16 protein-coding genes and 1 other RNA gene are annotated in these 16559 nt (G+C 62.9%); 9 read left to right on the top strand and 8 right to left on the bottom strand.

All coding sequences use genetic code 11. The features are described from left to right. The first annotated feature begins 134 nt into the window (after positions 1-134). Positions 135-686, top strand: a complete 552-nt coding sequence (locus DZG07_RS00630; RefSeq protein ID WP_119813545.1) for a dihydrofolate reductase family protein — start codon at positions 135-137, stop codon at positions 684-686. An 11-nt stretch (positions 687-697) separates the two neighbouring features. On the opposite strand, the gene nudC is transcribed toward DZG07_RS00630, so the two are convergent. Both nudC and DZG07_RS00620 read right to left on the bottom strand, forming a co-directional pair. Further along, positions 698-1633, bottom strand: coding sequence for an NAD(+) diphosphatase (nudC, locus tag DZG07_RS00625; RefSeq protein ID WP_119813543.1), 936 nt, complete (start codon positions 1631-1633; stop codon positions 698-700). 26 nt (positions 1634-1659) lie between these two features. Then, entirely contained in the window at positions 1660-2082 is a 423-nt protein-coding gene (locus tag DZG07_RS00620) for an HIT family protein (RefSeq protein WP_091917362.1), read from the bottom strand. 138 nt (positions 2083-2220) lie between these two features. Between DZG07_RS00620 and ffs the strand changes: the two genes are divergently transcribed. From ffs to DZG07_RS00595, 5 genes are all read left to right on the top strand, one after another. Further along, positions 2221-2318: signal recognition particle sRNA small type (gene ffs, locus DZG07_RS00615), an RNA gene on the top strand. A 104-nt stretch (positions 2319-2422) separates the two neighbouring features. Beyond that, on the top strand, positions 2423-4228 hold the full coding sequence (locus tag DZG07_RS00610; protein WP_119813541.1) for a DNA polymerase III subunit gamma/tau: 1806 nt from the start codon (positions 2423-2425) through the stop codon (positions 4226-4228). Positions 4229-4247: 19 nt separating this feature from the next. Then, the gene (locus DZG07_RS00605; RefSeq protein WP_091917364.1) at positions 4248-4571 is read left to right on the top strand and encodes a YbaB/EbfC family nucleoid-associated protein; all 324 of its coding nucleotides are present in this window, start codon (positions 4248-4250) and stop codon (positions 4569-4571) included. A gap of 68 nt (positions 4572-4639) precedes the next feature. Then, positions 4640-5245: a recombination mediator RecR gene (gene recR / locus DZG07_RS00600; RefSeq protein WP_119813539.1), complete on the top strand. Its 606-nt coding sequence runs from the start codon at positions 4640-4642 to the stop codon at positions 5243-5245. Between the two features lie 22 nt (positions 5246-5267). Continuing rightward, positions 5268-6497 (top strand): lytic murein transglycosylase, encoded by a 1230-nt coding sequence (locus tag DZG07_RS00595; RefSeq protein WP_119813537.1) that lies wholly within the window; start codon positions 5268-5270, stop codon positions 6495-6497. Between the two features lie 163 nt (positions 6498-6660). Here DZG07_RS00595 and DZG07_RS00590 read toward each other — a convergent pair whose 3' ends face one another. From DZG07_RS00590 to DZG07_RS00580, 3 genes are all read right to left on the bottom strand, one after another. Further along, positions 6661-7662, bottom strand: coding sequence for an LLM class flavin-dependent oxidoreductase (locus DZG07_RS00590; RefSeq protein WP_119813535.1), 1002 nt, complete (start codon positions 7660-7662; stop codon positions 6661-6663). A 64-nt stretch (positions 7663-7726) separates the two neighbouring features. Continuing rightward, on the bottom strand, positions 7727-8881 hold the full coding sequence (locus DZG07_RS00585) for an AI-2E family transporter (RefSeq protein WP_091917368.1): 1155 nt from the start codon (positions 8879-8881) through the stop codon (positions 7727-7729). A gap of 112 nt (positions 8882-8993) precedes the next feature. Next, positions 8994-10049, bottom strand: a complete 1056-nt coding sequence (locus DZG07_RS00580; RefSeq protein WP_119813533.1) for an LLM class flavin-dependent oxidoreductase — start codon at positions 10047-10049, stop codon at positions 8994-8996. Between the two features lie 227 nt (positions 10050-10276). Here DZG07_RS00580 and DZG07_RS00575 point away from each other — a divergent pair, with 227 nt between their 5' ends. Next, entirely contained in the window at positions 10277-10702 is a 426-nt protein-coding gene (locus DZG07_RS00575; protein WP_091917370.1) for a DUF6481 family protein, read from the top strand. A gap of 83 nt (positions 10703-10785) precedes the next feature. On the opposite strand, the gene DZG07_RS23675 is transcribed toward DZG07_RS00575, so the two are convergent. Next, a complete protein-coding gene (locus tag DZG07_RS23675) occupies positions 10786-11010 on the bottom strand; it encodes a hypothetical protein (RefSeq protein ID WP_133304707.1) in 225 nt (74 codons plus the stop codon). A gap of 32 nt (positions 11011-11042) precedes the next feature. On the opposite strand from DZG07_RS23675, the gene DZG07_RS00570 reads away from it, so the two are divergent. Together DZG07_RS00570 and DZG07_RS00565 are read left to right on the top strand one after the other, a co-directional pair. Then, a complete protein-coding gene (locus tag DZG07_RS00570) occupies positions 11043-11999 on the top strand; it encodes a cation diffusion facilitator family transporter (RefSeq protein ID WP_091917372.1) in 957 nt (318 codons plus the stop codon). Between the two features lie 31 nt (positions 12000-12030). Continuing rightward, complete coding sequence (locus DZG07_RS00565; protein ID WP_119813531.1) at positions 12031-12435, top strand: GFA family protein; 405 nt, start codon at positions 12031-12033, stop codon at positions 12433-12435. 40 nt (positions 12436-12475) lie between these two features. On the opposite strand, the gene DZG07_RS00560 is transcribed toward DZG07_RS00565, so the two are convergent. Together DZG07_RS00560 and DZG07_RS00555 are read right to left on the bottom strand one after the other, a co-directional pair. After that, a complete protein-coding gene (locus tag DZG07_RS00560; protein WP_245429559.1) occupies positions 12476-15136 on the bottom strand; it encodes a patatin-like phospholipase family protein in 2661 nt (886 codons plus the stop codon). Between the two features lie 153 nt (positions 15137-15289). Continuing rightward, positions 15290-16525 carry a DNA recombination protein RmuC gene (locus DZG07_RS00555; protein ID WP_119813529.1) on the bottom strand — a complete coding sequence of 412 codons (1236 nt, stop codon included), beginning with the start codon at positions 16523-16525 and terminating at the stop codon, positions 15290-15292. Between the last annotated feature and the right edge of the window lie 34 nt (positions 16526-16559).

Raw genomic sequence — 16559 nt, 5'->3', positions numbered from 1 at the left:
ATCTGACATTGGTCAGGCAATCTGCCGGGCGCAAATTCCTGTTCGACGTTTGCAAAAACCGGTTGCAATTCACTATCAGTTTGCTACAAAGAAAACCGATTTGGTTTTGCAACCGGTTTTGGAGGAATAGAAAAATGGCAAAGCTTATCGTTTGGAACCTCGTCACGCTGGACGGCTATTTCGAGGGCGACAAGAAGTGGGATCTCGATTTCCACAACACGGCCTGGGGACCGGAGCTCGAGAAAATGTCGCTGGAGTTCGGAGCCAGCGCCGAGGCCCTGGTGTTCGGCCGCGTGACCTATGAAGGCATGCGCGACTACTGGACGACCACGACAGACGAAGGACCCGTCAAGGACTTCATGAACGCTTTGCCGAAGCTGGTGGCTTCGCGCACGCTCACATCATCGAACTGGAACAACACGCGGGTGACGGCCGACATCGGCGGCGAGATCGCCAGGCTCAAAGCGGACGCCGAGCGTGATCTCTACGTCTTCGGCAGCGCCGACCTCATCCATTCGCTGCTGGAGCAGGGGCTGGTCGACGAGATCCTGTTGTGCGTCGTGCCGCGGCTTCTCGGATCAGGCACGCTTTTGTTCAAGAAGGGGGCTCGCCACGAGCTTACTCTGGCCGAATCGCGGCCACTTTCGAACGGTAGCCTCATCGTCCGGTATTCCGTGACGAAATAGGCCGGGGCGGTTCAGCTCTCGGCCCACGCCTTGATCAGGTGATGCGCGATGGCGGATTTCGGCGGCACGAGAATGCCGCCGGCATGGTTGCCGGCCAGCATGTCGCGGACCTCGTCGCGGGAAAACCAGCGGCAGTCCTCGAGCTCGGCATCGATGCGGATATCCTCGTTCAGCGCCTCGCCGAAGCACCCGATCATCAGCGAATAGGGGAACGGCCAGGGCTGGCTGGCGTGATAGACCACGCGGCCGAGCCTGATGCCGGCTTCCTCCAGCGTCTCGCGCCGCACCGCCGCCTCGATCGTCTCGCCGGGCTCGATGAAGCCGGCGAGAGCCGAATACATGCCGGGCGCAAAATGCTTGCTGCGCCCGAGCAGGCATTTTTCCGGCGTCACCGTCAGCATGATGGCGACGGGGTCGGTGCGCGGAAAATGCTCGGCATTGCAGTTCGGGCAATGGCGCTTGTAGCCGCCGGCGCGCATTTCGGTCTCGTGGCCGCAGCGCCCGCAGAACCGGTGCGTCGAATGCCAGGCAAGCAGCGCGGCAGCCTGCGCCATGGCGCCCACCGCCGACTGATCGATGAGGCCTTGCATGTTGACCGAGCGGTAGTCGATCGCCTTGACCGTTTCGGGAAGCTGTTCGATGTCGAGCCCGGCGGGAGCCGCCAGCACCGGCCCGGTTTCCGAAAAGCCGAGCAGGATCGCCTGATCCAGCACCGGCTGAAAGGCGGGGATTTCGTCGGTGCTGAAATAACCGTCGAAGGCGCCCTCGGTCAGTTTCAGGAAAAGCCGCCCATCGCGCACCAGCATCAGCCGCGCGGCCGGATCGGCCAGCGCCTTGCTGGCCGAATCGTCGCTGCGGTTTTCCGACTGGCGATCTATGAGGTTGCCGGCAAAGCCGACGAATTGGCTCGCTTCGCGCTCAGGCGCGTCGAATAGACGAAAAGTCATGCAGGGTCCGATGATGGCTCAAAAGATTACTGTAGTGCCGACCGTATCTTCTCGCAAAAACCATGCAGGTCAGACCGTTTATAGGGTTCGCGCATGCCGTGGCCCCAGACAGGGCCGGGCCAGCCGGCGTCACCTTCGAATCGCGCGATGACGTGGATATGAAGCTGACGCACGATATTGCCCAAGGCGCCGGTGTTGATCTTGGTGCAGTCGGTGCTCTTCTTGAGGGCCTGCGCCACCGTGTTGCACTCGAAGGTCAGCATCGCCTGGTCGAGCGGCGTCAGGTCATGCACTTCTTCGATGCCGGGTCGTTGCGGCACGAGGATGAGCCAGGGCCAGCGGCTGTCATTCATGATGCGCAGCTCGCACAGACCGAGCCACATCAGGGGCTCGCTGTCCGCCTCCAGTCGGGCGTTCAGCTCAAATCCGGCCTTCAGGCCAGGCATCATTGGCGTTTCCTCGAATTTTGCGTGGAGGCTAGAGTGCTGGCCTGCGACCTGCAAGCGATTCATTGGCCGGGAAAGCTTTTGACGCATGCTTTTGCCTTCGCTCTTGCAATTAATTGCGCAATTGCCGATATGAGAGCCGGGAGGTTGGTGGTGGACGATCCACTCGCCAACCGGGTCAGGTCCGGAAGGAAGCAGCCCTAACGAGCCCGGAACGGGTCATGTTCCAGCCTCCCACCTTCTTCGCCCTTCTTCCGCGACATTGACGGCGTCAAGCCGTGCGGGCGAAACTCTGTCCGAGGAATCGGTCGCACCCGAGCGGCCAAGGGAGCAAGCCAGGCGGATGAGCGAAGCCGGAAACCAACCATCAGGCAAGACCGCCGCCTACCGCGTGCTCGCGCGCAAATACCGTCCCAACGATTTCACCGGGCTGATCGGCCAGGAGCCGATGGTCCGCACGCTGACCAACGCGTTTTCCTCCGGCCGCATTGCGCAGGCCTGGATGCTGACCGGCGTTCGCGGCGTCGGCAAGACGACGACCGCGCGCATTCTGGCGCGCGCGCTCAACTACAAGACCGCCGAGGTGAACCAGCCTTCGGTCGATCTCACCATTCCCGGCGAACACTGCCAGGCGATCATGGAAGGCCGCCATGTCGACGTGATCGAGATGGACGCCGCCTCGCATACCGGCATCGACGACATTCGCGACATCATCGAGCAGGTGCGCTACGCCCCGGTCTCGGCGCGTTACAAGGTCTACATCATCGACGAAGTGCACATGCTCTCCACGCAGGCCTTCAACGGCCTGTTGAAGACGCTGGAAGAGCCGCCGCCGCATGTGAAATTCATCTTCGCCACCACCGAAATCCGGAAAGTTCCGATCACGGTCCTGTCGCGCTGCCAGCGTTTCGACCTGCGCCGCATCGATGCGTCGATGATCAAGGCCGATCTCGCACGCATCGCCGGGCTGGAAAGCGTCGAGGTCGAAGATGACGCGCTTTCGATGATCGCCCGCGCTGCCGAGGGCTCGATGCGCGATGCCCAGTCGATCTTCGACCAGGCAATCGCCCATGGCGCCGGCAAAGTCACCGCCGAAGCGGTGCGCGCGATGCTTGGTCTGGCTGATCGGGCGCGCATCGTCGATCTGTTCGAACATGTGATGAAGGGTGACGCGGCATCCGCCCTTCAGGATCTGCGGGCGCAGTATGATGTTGGAGCCGATCCCGTCGCCGTGCTCAACGACCTTGCCGAGTTCAACCATCTGGTAACCAGGCTGCGCTTTGTGCCGTCTGCCGGTGACGATGCCGCCCTTTCCGAAGACGAGCGCGTGCGCGGTCGCGAATTTTCGCAGACGCTGTCGATACGGGTGCTTTCGCGCACCTGGCAGATGCTGCTCAAGGGCATTCCCGAGGTGCAGTCTTCCAACCGTCCGATCAGTGCCGCCGAAATGGTGCTGATCAGGCTCGCCCATGCCGCCGACTTGCCGACGCTGGACGAGGCGATCAAATCGCTCGGCGACGGCACAGCTTCCAATGGCGCTGCGCCGCGTCCGTCCACGTCTTCGGCACCCTCCGGCCCCGGCAATGGCGCAAGTGCCGTCTCGCAGGCGCGGATGCCGTCGAGCAATGGCGGCGGCCAGACGATGCGGCTGGTGGCGAGCGAGCCGGAAACGGCCCCGGCAGCCTTCGTGCCTTCGCCGGTGGTCGAGGAAACGCCGAGCGTTCCGATCAAATCGCTGGCGGACGTCGCAAACCTTTGCGACGCCAACCGCGACATGGCGCTAAAAGTGCAGGTCAAGCGCTGCGTGCGGCTGGTCAAGGTCGAGCCGGGCCGGCTCGATGTCAGCCTGACGCCGGATGCGCCCAAGACGCTGCTGAACGACCTGACCGTGAAGCTGAAGGCCTGGACCGGACGGCACTGGATGGTGTCGCTTTCGCGCGAGGAGGGCGGGCAGACGCTTTCCGAGATGGAAACGGAAAAGCGCGATAACGCCTTCTCGGATGCCAAGGCCGACCCGACGGTCGCCGCCATCCTCGCCCGTTTCCCGGGCGCAAAAATCATCGACGTGCGCATCCCCGATGCGCCGGATACGGAAGCCGATGCCGACATGCCGGCCGAGCCGCCGATCGAAGACGACGACGAGAACTGACGAACAAAGGATTGGGATCATGAAGGATCTTCTCGGCCTTATGGGCAAGGCGAAGGAAATGCAGGCCAAGTTCCAGGCCATGCAGGAGGAAATCGCCACGCTGGAGGCAACCGGCCAGGCTGGTGGCGGATTGGTGCAGGTGACAATTTCGGGCAAGTTCGAGATGAAGTCGCTGAAGATCGACCCGTCGCTGTTCAAGGAAGACGATGTCGAGATCCTCGAAGACCTGATCCTTGCCGCGCATAACGACGCCAAGGTCAAGGTCGAGACGGTGATGCAGGAAAAGACCAAGGCGCTGACGGCGGGATTGCCGATACCGCCCGGCATGAAGCTGCCCTTTTAGTGAGTAGGGAATAGTGAATTAGTGAGTAGCGGATTCTCTTCGATCACTACTCACTCTATAACCCCCTCATGTCCAAGCGAATCGCCGGCCCTGAAATCGAACGCCTGATCCAGCTCCTGGCCAAGGTGCCGGGGCTTGGGCCGCGTTCGGCACGGCGGGCGGCACTCCATCTCATCAAGAAGAAGGAGCAGTTGCTGGTGCCGCTGGCCGACGCCATGGGCGAGGCGGTCGACAAGGTCCGCATCTGCTCCAACTGCGGCAATGTCGACACCGTCGATCCCTGCACCATCTGCACCGACCCGCGCCGCGACGGCACGACGCTGATCGTCGTCGAGGATGTCGCCGACCTCTGGGCGCTGGAACGCGCCGGCGCCATGAACGCGCTCTATCATGTGCTTGGCGGCACGCTGTCGCCGCTCGACGGCATTGGCCCGGACCAGCTCAACATCAAGCAACTCGTCAGCCGTGTCTCCGAAGGCGAGATCAAGGAAATCATCATCGCCGTCAACGCCACCGTCGAGGGCCAGACCACGGCGCATTACCTGACCGACCAGCTCGCCGATTTCGGCGTCAAGATCACCCGGCTGGCGCATGGCGTGCCGGTGGGCGGCGAGCTCGATTATCTGGACGAGGGCACGCTTGCAGCGGCGCTGAAATCGCGGACGGTGTTTTGACAAGATTTGGAGGCAGGAACCAATGATGAGATATCTCACCGCGATCTTGTTCTCCCTTGCCGTAGCCTTTGCTGCTTTTCCCGCTTCCGCCGCCAGGATCGATGACCAGTTCCAGGCATGGCTCAAGAGCGATCTTTGGCCCGAAGCCAAGAGTCGCGGCATTTCCCAAAAGACCTTCGACGCTGCCTTTTCCGGTGTTTCGCCCGATCTGAAGCTGCCCGATCTGGTCATGCCGGGCACCAAGCCGAAGACGCCGCAGAAGCAGCATCAGGCCGAGTTCGGCTCGCCGGGCAGCTATTTCGCGCCGATCGGCAATGTCACCGCCGGCGGCCGCTCGCGCGCCGGGCAATATGCCAAGACGCTGGCTGCGATCGAGAAGCGCTACGGCGTGCCGGGCGAGGTGGTATTGGCGATATGGGGCCGCGAGTCGGGCTTTGGTACGGCGAAAATCCCCTACAACGCCTTCGAGGTGCTGGGCACCAAGGCGTTCATGGCGACCCGCAAGGACATGTTTCGCAAGGAGGTGCTGGCCGCACTCGAAATCGTCCAGCGCGGGCTTGCAGATCCCGGCCAGATGAAATCGTCATGGGCCGGCGCGCTCGGCCAGCCGCAATTCCTGCCGACGTCCTTCCTCAAGCATGCGGTCGATTTCGACGGCGACGGCCATCCCGACATCTGGAACTCCGTGCCCGACACGCTGGCCTCCATCGCCAATTACCTCGTCCACTACGGCTGGGTGAAAGGCCGCGACTGGGGGTTCGAGGTAACCGTGCCGGACAGCGTCTCTTGCTCGCTCGAAGGGCCGGATCAGGGCAAGAAAATATCGCAATGGGCGGCGATGGGCATTGCCCGCATCGGCGGCAAGCCGTTTCCGGCCAGTGAGTTGAAGGCCGAAGGCTTCCTGCTGATGCCGGCGGGACGCAGCGGCCCGGCCTTCATCGTCACGCCGAATTTCTATGTGCTCAAGGAATACAATATGAGCGATCTCTATGCGCTGTTCATCGGCCATGGTGCTGATCGCATCGCGCATGGCGACAAGGGGTTTTCCGGTGCCTGGGGCAAGGTCGGCGGGCTTTACCGGTCGGACGTGGCGGCGATGCAGCGCGGTCTTGAAAAGGCCGGCTACGATGTCGGCAGCGCCGACGGCCTGCCCGGCTTCAAGACGCGCCGCTCGATCGGCGTCTGGCAGGCCAAGAACGGCCGCGCGGCGACGTGTTATCCGGACAAGGGGTTGGTTGAAGCGATGCGCTGAGTTCCCTCCCCCTTGGGGGGAGGGTGGCCCGAAGGGCCGGGTGGGGTCGTCGCGGCAGTGCTCGGCGCATAGGAACGTAGAGCACTGCCGCGACGACCCCACCCGCTTCCTTCGCTTCGCTCAGTCAGCGACCTCCCCTCAAGGGGGAGGTGAGCGCCGGCCCTCAAGCCGCCTGCGACAGCTCCTTATGCGCTTCCGCAAGGATCTCGAACGACCTGATCCGCGCGGCATGGTCGAACATCTGCGCCGTCACCATCAGCTCGTCAGCGCCGGTGCGGCGGATGAAGGCGTCGAGGCCGGTACGCACAGTCTGCGGCGAACCGACGATGGCGCAGGAAAGCGCCTGCGCCAGCATGGCCTTGGCCATCGGGTCGAGGTCGGCGTCGTAGTTCTCGACAGGTGCCGGCAGCGGGCCGGGGTGGCCGGTGCGCAGATTGACGAAGGCCTGCTGCAGCGAGGTGAACAGGAACTTTGCTTCCGCGTCAGTCTCGGCGGCAAACACGTTCAGGCCGAGCATGACGTAAGGCTTGTCCAGGAATTGCGACGGCTGGAAGCGCGAGCGGTAGATATCGATCGCATGCTCCAGTTCTGCCGGGGCGAAATGCGAGGCAAAGGCATAGGGCAGGCCGAGCATGGCGGCGAGCTGCGCGCCATAGGTGGAGGAGCCGAGTATCCACACCGGCACGTTCTGGCCTTCTCCGGGCACGGCGCGCACGCGCTGGCCGGGCTCGGCAGGCGCGAAATAATTGATGAGCTCGACCACGTCCTGCGGGAAATTGTCGACGCCGGCCTCGAGATTGCGGCGCAGCGCGCGGGCCGTGTTCATGTCGGTGCCCGGCGCGCGGCCAAGGCCGAGATCGATGCGGCCGGGGTGAAGGGCAGCCAACGTGCCGAACTGCTCGGCAATCACCAGCGGGGCGTGGTTGGGCAGCATGATGCCGCCCGCACCGACGCGGATCGTCTTGGTGCCGCCGGCGACATGGGCAATCACCACGGAGGTGGCGGCACTGGCGATGCCCGCCATGTTGTGATGCTCGGCCAGCCAGTAGCGGTTATAGCCGAGCCGCTCGGCGTGGCGGGCCAGGTCGAGCGTGTTGGCGAGCGATTGCGAGGCGGTGCTGCCCTCGGTGATCGGCGACAGGTCTAGAACGGAAAGTGGAATCACGGGCAGGTCTCCGGGCGGCAGGAAGCTCGGATATAGGAACGCCCGGCCTGCTTCGCAAAGGGCATCAGGCCGCTTTTGCCGGTTCCTCTGCCTCTTCTTCCTCCGGCTCGGCGGTTTGCTGGGCGGCCAGAAAATTGCCGACGTGATGCAGGCTCTCGAAATGATCGCAGAAGACCTTGACGATGACGAGCAGCGGCACCGCGATGAGCGCGCCGACGAAGCCCCACAGCCATGACCAGAAGGCAACCGCGACGAAGATCGCCACCGCGTTGATCTCCAGCCTTCGGCCGACCACGAGCGGGGTTATGAACTGGCCTTCGATGATGTTGCAGCAGACCACGAAGAGCGGTGCGACCATCGCATAGGACAGGCTGTCGAAGCTGACGATGGCGATCACCGCGACAAGCAGGATGGTGATCAATGCGCCGATATAGGGCAGGAAATTCAGCAGCGTGGCGGCGACGCCCCAGACGAACGGGTTCGGCATGCCGATAGCCCACAGGCCAAGCCCGATAGCGACGCCGAGACCAAGATTGATGAGCGCGACGGTGAGCAGGTAGCGCGAAATCTCGCGCTCGACATCATAGACCACGCGCAGCGCCCGCTTCTTCTCGCTGAGGCGGGTGAAGGACTGGATGATCTTCTCATAAAACATCGTGCCCGAGGCGAGCAGGAACAGCGACAGCACGAAGGTGATGGCAGTCGTCGTGCCGGCGGACAGCAGGTTGCCGGCTGCCTGCGATATGATGCCGGGCTGCGCGACGACGACCTTCTGCACGCCCGGCTCCTGCGCGGTTTCGGTGACGCGCTCGACCTGATGGGAAATGCTTATCATCTGTTCGAAGGGGTGGCGCAGATGGGCGAGGCGCTCGGTCAACTGGCGGCCGATCGCCGGCGCATCATTGACCAGCGCGATCACCGGGCCGCTGAGCAGATAGCCGGCGAGGCCGATGCCGAGCACGGAAACGACGACCAGTATGGTGGCAGACACGGCTTCGGGAATGCCGCGCTTGCGCAGGAAGCGCACGATCGGCGTCAGCATCAGCGCCAGCAGGCAGGCCAGAATGACCGGCATGAAAAAATCGCGCCCAAAATAGAGCGCGTAGATTGCCATGAACATGAAGATGCCGATGAGCAGCGAGCGCATGAGCCTTGTGTCCGACGCTGTTCGTGCCGCAGCCGACGGATCGGCGGCAGGGCTGGCCGTTTCAGTTTTCATTGTCGATCCCCGATCTTCGCGGACGCCAGAACGATCTGGCGACGCGAAAATCCCTTCAGGCGCAACAATGCGCCTGAAGTCGGAAAGTTCCGCAGCCTCTAATATAGGCGGCTCAGCCTTCGGCCAGCGAAAGCTCCTTCACCGCCGTCTCGCGCCGAACGATAGGGGCGACCTTGGTGCCGAACAGTTCGATCGCCTTCATGATCTTGGCATGCGGCATGATGCCGATGGCCATCTGCAGCAGGAAGCGGTCGTTCTTGAACAGCTTGTGATTGGCGACGATCTTTTCGGCGACCTGCTCGGGATTGCCGACGAACAGCGCGCCGCTCTGGGACCGCGACTGGTCGTAATGCGCCCGCGACGTCGGACCCCAGCCGCGCTCGCGGCCGATGCGGTTCATCACCTCGGCCTGCGGCTCGTAGAAGTCGTCTGCCGCCTGCGCGGTGGTCTCGCCGACGAAGCCGTGGACATTGATGCTGGTGGCAAGGGTCGCCGGATCGTGACCGGCACGCGATGCCGCCTGACGGTAGAGGTCGAACAAAGGTGCGAAGCGCGCCGGCTCGCCGCCGATGATGGCAAGCGCCAGCGGCAGGCCGAGTGCGCCGGCGCGCGCCACCGAAGTCGGCGTGCCGCCGACAGCAATCCAGATCGGCAGCTTGTCCTGGAAGGGGCGGGGATAGACGCCGCGATCGTTGATCGGCGCGCGCATCTCGCCCGTCCAGGTCACGCGCTCGCTGTCGCGCAACGCCAGCAGCAGGTCGAGCTTCTCAGTGAAGAGCTGGTCGTAGTCTTCCAGATTGTAGCCGAACAGCGGGAAGGATTCGATGAAGGAGCCTCGCCCCGCCATGATCTCGGCCCGCCCGCCCGAAAGCAGGTCAAGCGTCGAGAATTGCTGGAAGACGCGCACCGGGTCGTCCGACGACAGCACCGTGACCGCACTTGTGAGCTTTATGCGCTTGGTGCGCTCGGCAGCGGCTGCCAGCGCCACGACGGGTGCGGAAGCCGCGTAGTCCGGGCGGTGGTGTTCGCCCAGGCCGAACACGTCGAGCCCGACCTGGTCGGCAAGTTCGATTTCCTCGACGAGGTTACGTAGGCGCTGATGTGGCGAGATGGCGTCAGGCCCGGGTTTCAGGCTGACATCCGCGAAGGTATAGAGGCCGAGTTCCATGATCTGTCCTCGAAAATGGGGTTTGTTGGGCTACAGGTAGCGACGCCCCGGCTCGCTCGCCAGTGGCCGGGTTGTGAACAGTGAATATCGGAATTGGCGCCGTAAACCGTTCCCTCAGGGCAACATCTGGCGATTACATGGCAGACATGCCGAATTGGCGCTTGAACTCTTGGCTCTCGTGCGTATGTAAGCGGCGCGTACTGATAAGAAAAAATTGAAGGCGAAAATTGGCTATCTACAAGGAACAAGATTTCTCCGAGCGGCGCAATGCCGCAAACGAAGCAAGAAAAGCCCTGCTGGAACGCTTCAAGTCACGTCCGGCTGAAGACGATCCGGAGGTTCAGGCTCGCAAGGCCGAGCGTCAGGCGATCCTCGAGGCGCGCGAAAAGCGCAATGCCGAAAAGGAAAAGCTGAAGCAGGAGCGGCTGGCTCGCGAGGCGATCGAAAAGGCCGAGCGCGAAGCGGCGGCTGAAGCTGCCCGCATCGCAGCAGAGGAAGCTGCGGCTGCGGAAGCGAAAATCCGCGAAGCGGAAGAGACCGACCGCATCACGCGGTTGCTCGCCGACGAAGCCGAACGCAAGGCCAAGCGCGACGCGCGCTATGCCGCGCGCAAAGCACGCGGCGGCCGTATGCCGCTGCCGCCCAGGCCGTAAGGCTAAACTGATCCAGCCTTGACGTCATGTCGGGCAACAGCGCGACGGCCCGGGCCGCCGCGCTGCTTTCGTGCGCGTATTCCTTACTTCTTTTCTTTCAGCCGTATCGCCTGAACCGGTGCCGCCTTCAGCGCCGGTTCGGCTACGGGCTTTTTCGCATCCTTTTTCGGTTTGCGAGCTTCCTTGTTGCTGCGCATTTGACCCTTGGCCATGATTCGCTCCTCCTGTTGTCGGGTGACAGAGTGAAACAACAGATCGTGGCGAGGGCAAGGGGTTCTGATGCCCGCGTCTTGAGCAAAGCTGTGCATGCGCTACTCTCTCGTTAAACGAGGGACAGGCCATGGCTGCGCATTCCGGCTCCAAGAAGGTGATCTACGCGGCACTTGCCGGCAATCTCGCCATCGCGGTCACCAAATTCATAGCCGCTTTCTTCACCGGCAGTTCGGCCATGTTGTCGGAAGGCGTGCATTCGCTGGTCGATACCGGCAATGGCGGACTGCTGCTTTACGGGCTGAGGCGCGCCAACAGGCCGCCGGATGCGACCCACCCGCTCGGCCATGGCCGGGAGCTTTATTTCTGGAGCTTCATCGTCGCCCTGCTGGTCTTCGCGCTCGGCGCCGGCGTCTCCTTCTACGAGGGCGTCATCCACATCCTCGACCCGGAGCCGGTGCGCAACCCGACCGTCAACTATGTCGTGCTCGGCCTGTCCTTCCTGTTCGAAAGCGCATCGTGGTGGGTGGCGCTGAAGGAGTTCCGCCAGGCCAAGGGCCGGCTCGGCTATCTCGACGCGGTGCGCCAGAGCAAGGATCCGAGCGTGTTCACGGTGCTGTTCGAGGATAGCGCTGCCTTGCTCGGGCTGATCATCGCTTTCGTCGGCATTTTCTGCGCGCAGATATTCGCCATGCCGGAACTCGACGGCGTCGCCTCCATCGGCATCAGCATCATCCTCGCATCGACGGCGATCTTTCTCGCCCGCGAGAGCAAGGGCCTGCTGATGGGCGAGGCGGCCTTGCCGGAGGTCCAGAAGGCGGTGCTGGCGCTGGCGCAGGCAGACCCCGCCGTGCAGCGCGCCAATGGCATCCTGACCGTGCACCTCGGGCCGGAAGAGATCGTCGCCGCGCTCAGCCTCGAATTCGAGGACCATATGACGGCGCCGGAGATCGAAACCTGCGTCGAGCGCCTGGAGGCGAAGCTGCGCAAGGAGATGCCTCAGATCACCGCCTTGTTCGTCAAGCCGCAGACCACGGGAACCTGGGAGCGCCGGCGCAAGGCGATTGTCGACGAGGCGAAGGAATAGCCGCGCGAGCGACTATCAAGGAGGAGCGACGATGCGAATAGACGGCGGATGCCATTGCGGCGCCATCACCTACCGGGCCGAGGTCGATCCCGAGAAGACGACGATCTGCCACTGCACGGATTGCCAGCAACTCACCGGCACGGCCTTCCGGGTCAGTGTGCGGGCGCCGGAAGACAAGTACGAGATCACCAAGGGAACGCCGAAGATATACGTCAAGATCGGCGCCAACGGCGCCCGGCGCGCGCAGGGTTTTTGCGAGAACTGCGGCTCGCATCTCTTCGCCACCTCGGCCGACGAGGGGCCGAAGGTCTACGGAATAAGGGTGGGCACGGTGAGGCAGCGCGAGGAGCTGGTGCCGAGAAGGCAGTTCTGGCATCGCTCGGCGCTGCACTGGCTGCCGGAATTCGAGGCCATGGAGACCGTGGAGACGCAGTAGGTTTCCCCGGGGCCTGCCCACTGCGCTCGTCGTCGATGCCTTACGGCAGCAGGCAGTTGTGGATGTCGGCGATGCGCGGGTCCATCGTGTCCTTGACCTTGCGGGCAGCGCATTTGTCGGCCGTCATGGCAATGGCATCGTCCTTCGCGCCGAAGAACCGGTCGGTGATGTGGAAGCCGAGCGCGCGGTAGACCTCGAACTGCTCTTCGGTGAAGAACTGGTCGCCGGTCGATTCATGTGGGAAGGTCGGGTTGCGCCGCGCATAATCCAGCAGATAGTCGTTCTCGTCGCCGGTCAGCGATGCCTTGATGTAGACGAGCGTGCCGGAATGGTTCTTGCCGTAATGAATCTGGCCGATCGCGATATGCGGCATCAAAGGCTTGGCATGCCCGTTTTCTGCGGCTTTTTCCGGCGTCAGGGGTGCGGGAGCGGTGCCGGCGGCGTCGGCGGAGATAGTCTTCTGCGTGTCCAGCGTCGCCTTGCGGATCGCTTCCATGGGCAGGTCGATGCGTACGCCAAGATCGATCCGTGAATGAATTTGCAAGGCGATGAAGGAACCGAAGCGCATCTGCGGATCGGTCTCGGCGTCGACGACGACGATGACCTTGCAGCGGCGGCGCAGGAGTTCATAGATGCCGAGATTCTCGATATGGCCGCCATCGGTGAGGTAGACGTAGCTGCTCTCCTCGTCGAGGAAGCCGAACATTTCGAAGAACAGGAAGAAATGGCCATTGGTGCCGAGGATTTCCTTGAGCTTTCGCAGGAATGACCGGCTTTTGCGGACCATGTCCGACATCGGCACCGTCTCTTCCAGCGGCTCGCCGCCGATAAGCTTCAACACGCTGCTCGGGTTGCGCAGCCAGTAGCCGAGCCGCACATTGAGCATGGCAAGCGTCGGCGATAGCGCCCTTATCGTCTGCGATCCCATGTTGGACGATGCCGATGCACCCGAAATCGCGACGGCGGTCGCTACGTCGAGCGGATTGTCGATCTTCTTGTGGGCATAGGCCCGCGTCGGGATATAGCCGGTGACACGGCTGCCGACGAACAGTGGCGAGAACAGGAAGAAATCGGCATTGCGCCCGCGCCGGTTGGCCTCCGCCGACGACTGCACGTTTATGGCGGTGTTTATGAGGTGATAGGGCGTGTCTTCCGATGCCAGTTCCGTCAGTTGCGGAATATAGCTGTCGGGGTCCGGCTTGCCGGGACGAAACGACTGCGGGTCGAAATGGAAGGCGCGTGATAGCCGGTCGCGATAGAGGTGATGCAGGGAATTGGCATTCGATTTCAGCCAGAAAGAAAAGAAGAACAACAGCAGGCCGAGCACGAGATAGGGTACCCAGGCAATCCCGCCGAGATACTCCTTGAGCCACAGGAACCAGTTGGGGCTGTGCGCGAAGCGCGTGGCCGGGTCGTCGCCGTCGGCGATCGCCCAGTAGCTGAGATGCAGGTAGAAGATCCAGATCAGCAAGGGCAGTGCCAGCGCGCCGATCCACAGGATCAGGGTGGCCGTTCCCCGCGCCAGCAATGCGGCGTAGGTCTTGCTGTAATAGGTATCGGCCAGATAGGACTTCAGCGTCTGGCGAAAGAAGGTGATGACGGCCGTTATCGGCGCAAGCATCAGCCCAAGCCAGGTGAGAAAGCTCCTTCCGCCTTCGGCTACGGGCGCGCCGGGCATGGGTTTGGGCGGCGCTATGGCGTCGAACAGCACATTGACCGCCAGGGGCTGGAACTCGATGAAAGCCACCAGCGCCACCGCGATCAGCACCAGCGCGCCGTAAAACGGCGCGCGCCCGACCGCGTCGGCGAGCATCTGCGCCCGCACGGCCGAGCGCAGCAGCGCCCAGACGAAGAAATAGATGAAGGCGCTGGCGAGGAAGACCAGCGTGACCGCGAAATGCTGGACGGGAGGCCAGTAGAGCGTGAAGCCGAACAGGTCCGACTTGACGAGATCGGCGCGTGTCGGATTGGAAAAGACGGTCAGGGCTGCCAGAAGAAGCGGAATCCACAGGATCAGCGCCGCATTGGCGGTAAGGCCGCGCACCACGACTGCCGCCGCGGTCAGCACGTCGCCCAGGCCTTTCGGAATGAGGAAGTTCGAATAATTGCGCAGATGCCCGACGGCGTCGCTGTCGGCAAGCTCGGAGGCGCTGAGCATCTTGGAGGGCTTGGCGCCGAGCGAGGTGCCTTGCGGTGAAGAGCCGAAGGCGAACTCGCCGTTTCCCTTGACCAGCGTCGCGCTGAGCGAACTGCCGATATAGCCGCCGCCGGAGACGGTCGACAGATAGTCGAGACGGTTGATGATGCCGTAGCGGTCCAGCGCCTGGAGGACGCCGAGCGAAAAGGTCGCTGCCCTGATGCCGCCGCCCGACAGCGCGAGGCCGGTGAGATCGTCGAGCAATTTGCGCTCGTCGCCCGGCTGGTCCTCTGCCGGCTTGGTGCCTACGGGGCTCTGGACCACCAGCTTGGGTTGGGATCCTTCGGCCGGGGCAGCGGAAGAACTGCCATTTTTATGCTTGGCGCGCCGCCGGCGAATGATCTGCTGTTCGTATTGGAGGATGGATTGGCGGTCGGTGCGCATCCGGTTCTTTTCGCCCCACCAATTGTCCGGATGTTCGGCATGGTAGGCGGCAATGCCCGGCCCTTCGGGCATCTCGATCTTGCCCGGTTTGCTGCCTTTGCCCGATTCACTGCTGCTCACTGCGTCGCTTCCCTCCAGAGGGACGAAATGCGGAAACGAGTATTGTCAGGTCGTTACTGGATTCGTGCAGAGAATTTGTATGCGATGCAATTCATATACTGGAATTGTTTCTTGCATGTCACTGCCGTCTTCAACAGCTTTACGTCGAAAAATTCATTCCCGTTCTTCAACGACGCGCAGCCGCAACTGCCCGGTCTTGGATTCGGCGGTTCGTGCGGGTGCCGGAGGCGGAGCGGCTGCTTCGTCGGCGTGGCCGTCGCCGAACTCCAGCGCCTCGATCTTCTGGCCGCGCCGGGTGACCTTGTTGGATGAGACGAGAATGTCGTCGACGTCTTTCGCCGTCTGGCCGAAATGGACCTGAAGCTTGCGCACACGCTCGTCGAGACGCGACACATCCTCCATCAGGCGAATGACCTCGCCCTGGATGAGATGCGCCTGCTCGCGCATGCGCGCATCTTTCAGGATCGCCTGGATGACCTGGATCGACAGCATCAGCAGCGAGGGTGAGACGATGACGACGCGGGCACGGTGGGCGCGGTGGACCAGCGCCTCGAAATTCTCATGGATTTCGCTGAACACCGATTCCGAGGGCACGAACATGAAGGCCGTGTCCTGCGTTTCGCCATTGATCAGGTATTTTTCCGAAATATCCCGGATGTGGATTTCGACGTCGCGACGGAAGGCCTGTGCCGCAAGCTTGCTCGCCTCAGTGCCTTCCGCAGCACGAATGGCGTTCCACGCTTCCAGCGGGAATTTCGCATCGATGACCAGCGACGGCGAGCCGTTCGGCATCTTCACCAGGCAGTCCGGCCGGTTGCCGTTGGAAAGCGTGGCCTGGAACTCAAAGGCGCCGTGCGGCAGGCCGTCGGCGACGATCGCCTCCATGCGTGACTGGCCGAAGGCGCCGCGCGTCTGCTTGTTGGAGAGAATGGCTTGCAGCTGCACCACCTGGCCGGCGAGCGACTGGATGTTGCCCTGCGCGGTATCGATGACGGCCAGTCGTTCCTGCAGCTTGGCGAGGCTTTCATGCGTCGACTTGGTCTGTTCGGTCATGGTCTGGCCGAGCCGGCCGGTCATCGCGTCGAGGCGCTGACTGAGCGACTGGGTGAGTTCGGCCTGCCGCGAGCCGAACACTTCGGCCATCGCGCCCATGCGGCCTTGCATCTCGGCCTGCGATTGCAGGATCGCGGTCATACGGGCGTCGGCCTCGTGAGCACGATCGGCGGCTTCAAGTGCGGCCTCAGCCCGCGCCCTTGCCGACCGCCAGAGTGCCGCGACGAGCACAAGAAACAGGACGAGAAACAGCGCTCCGCCAAAGGCAAGCAACTGGCCGAGCGTGAACACGCTGGCACCAAGACGCAGTATCGGCTCGGATAGCAGGTCTGTCATTGCCGCAGGATACGCGATTCGTTTGTAGAAACCA

The sequence above is a fragment of the Mesorhizobium sp. DCY119 genome, assembly GCF_003590645.1.
Classification (GTDB): Bacteria; Pseudomonadota; Alphaproteobacteria; order Rhizobiales; family Rhizobiaceae; genus Mesorhizobium_M.
The sequence above is the reverse complement of the archived record's forward strand: the minus strand, read 5'-3'. Positions and strand labels throughout refer to the sequence as shown.

What these genes read in the sequence shown, in the direction of transcription:
- DZG07_RS00630 (WP_119813545.1), top strand. Translation starts at nt 135, where the DNA reads ATGGCAAAGCTTATCGTTTGGAACCTCGTCACGCTGGACGGCTATTTC.
- nudC (WP_119813543.1), bottom strand. Translation starts at nt 1,633, where the DNA reads ATGACTTTTCGTCTATTCGACGCGCCTGAGCGCGAAGCGAGCCAATTC.
- DZG07_RS00620 (WP_091917362.1), bottom strand. Translation starts at nt 2,082, where the DNA reads ATGATGCCTGGCCTGAAGGCCGGATTTGAGCTGAACGCCCGACTGGAG.
- DZG07_RS00610 (WP_119813541.1), top strand. Translation starts at nt 2,423, where the DNA reads ATGAGCGAAGCCGGAAACCAACCATCAGGCAAGACCGCCGCCTACCGC.
- DZG07_RS00605 (WP_091917364.1), top strand. Translation starts at nt 4,248, where the DNA reads ATGAAGGATCTTCTCGGCCTTATGGGCAAGGCGAAGGAAATGCAGGCC.
- recR (WP_119813539.1), top strand. Translation starts at nt 4,640, where the DNA reads ATGTCCAAGCGAATCGCCGGCCCTGAAATCGAACGCCTGATCCAGCTC.
- DZG07_RS00595 (WP_119813537.1), top strand. Translation starts at nt 5,268, where the DNA reads ATGATGAGATATCTCACCGCGATCTTGTTCTCCCTTGCCGTAGCCTTT.
- DZG07_RS00585 (WP_091917368.1), bottom strand. Translation starts at nt 8,881, where the DNA reads ATGAAAACTGAAACGGCCAGCCCTGCCGCCGATCCGTCGGCTGCGGCA.
- DZG07_RS00580 (WP_119813533.1), bottom strand. Translation starts at nt 10,049, where the DNA reads ATGGAACTCGGCCTCTATACCTTCGCGGATGTCAGCCTGAAACCCGGG.
- DZG07_RS23675 (WP_133304707.1), bottom strand. Translation starts at nt 11,010, where the DNA reads ATGCACAGCTTTGCTCAAGACGCGGGCATCAGAACCCCTTGCCCTCGC.
- DZG07_RS00570 (WP_091917372.1), top strand. Translation starts at nt 11,043, where the DNA reads ATGGCTGCGCATTCCGGCTCCAAGAAGGTGATCTACGCGGCACTTGCC.
- DZG07_RS00565 (WP_119813531.1), top strand. Translation starts at nt 12,031, where the DNA reads ATGCGAATAGACGGCGGATGCCATTGCGGCGCCATCACCTACCGGGCC.
- DZG07_RS00555 (WP_119813529.1), bottom strand. Translation starts at nt 16,525, where the DNA reads ATGACAGACCTGCTATCCGAGCCGATACTGCGTCTTGGTGCCAGCGTG.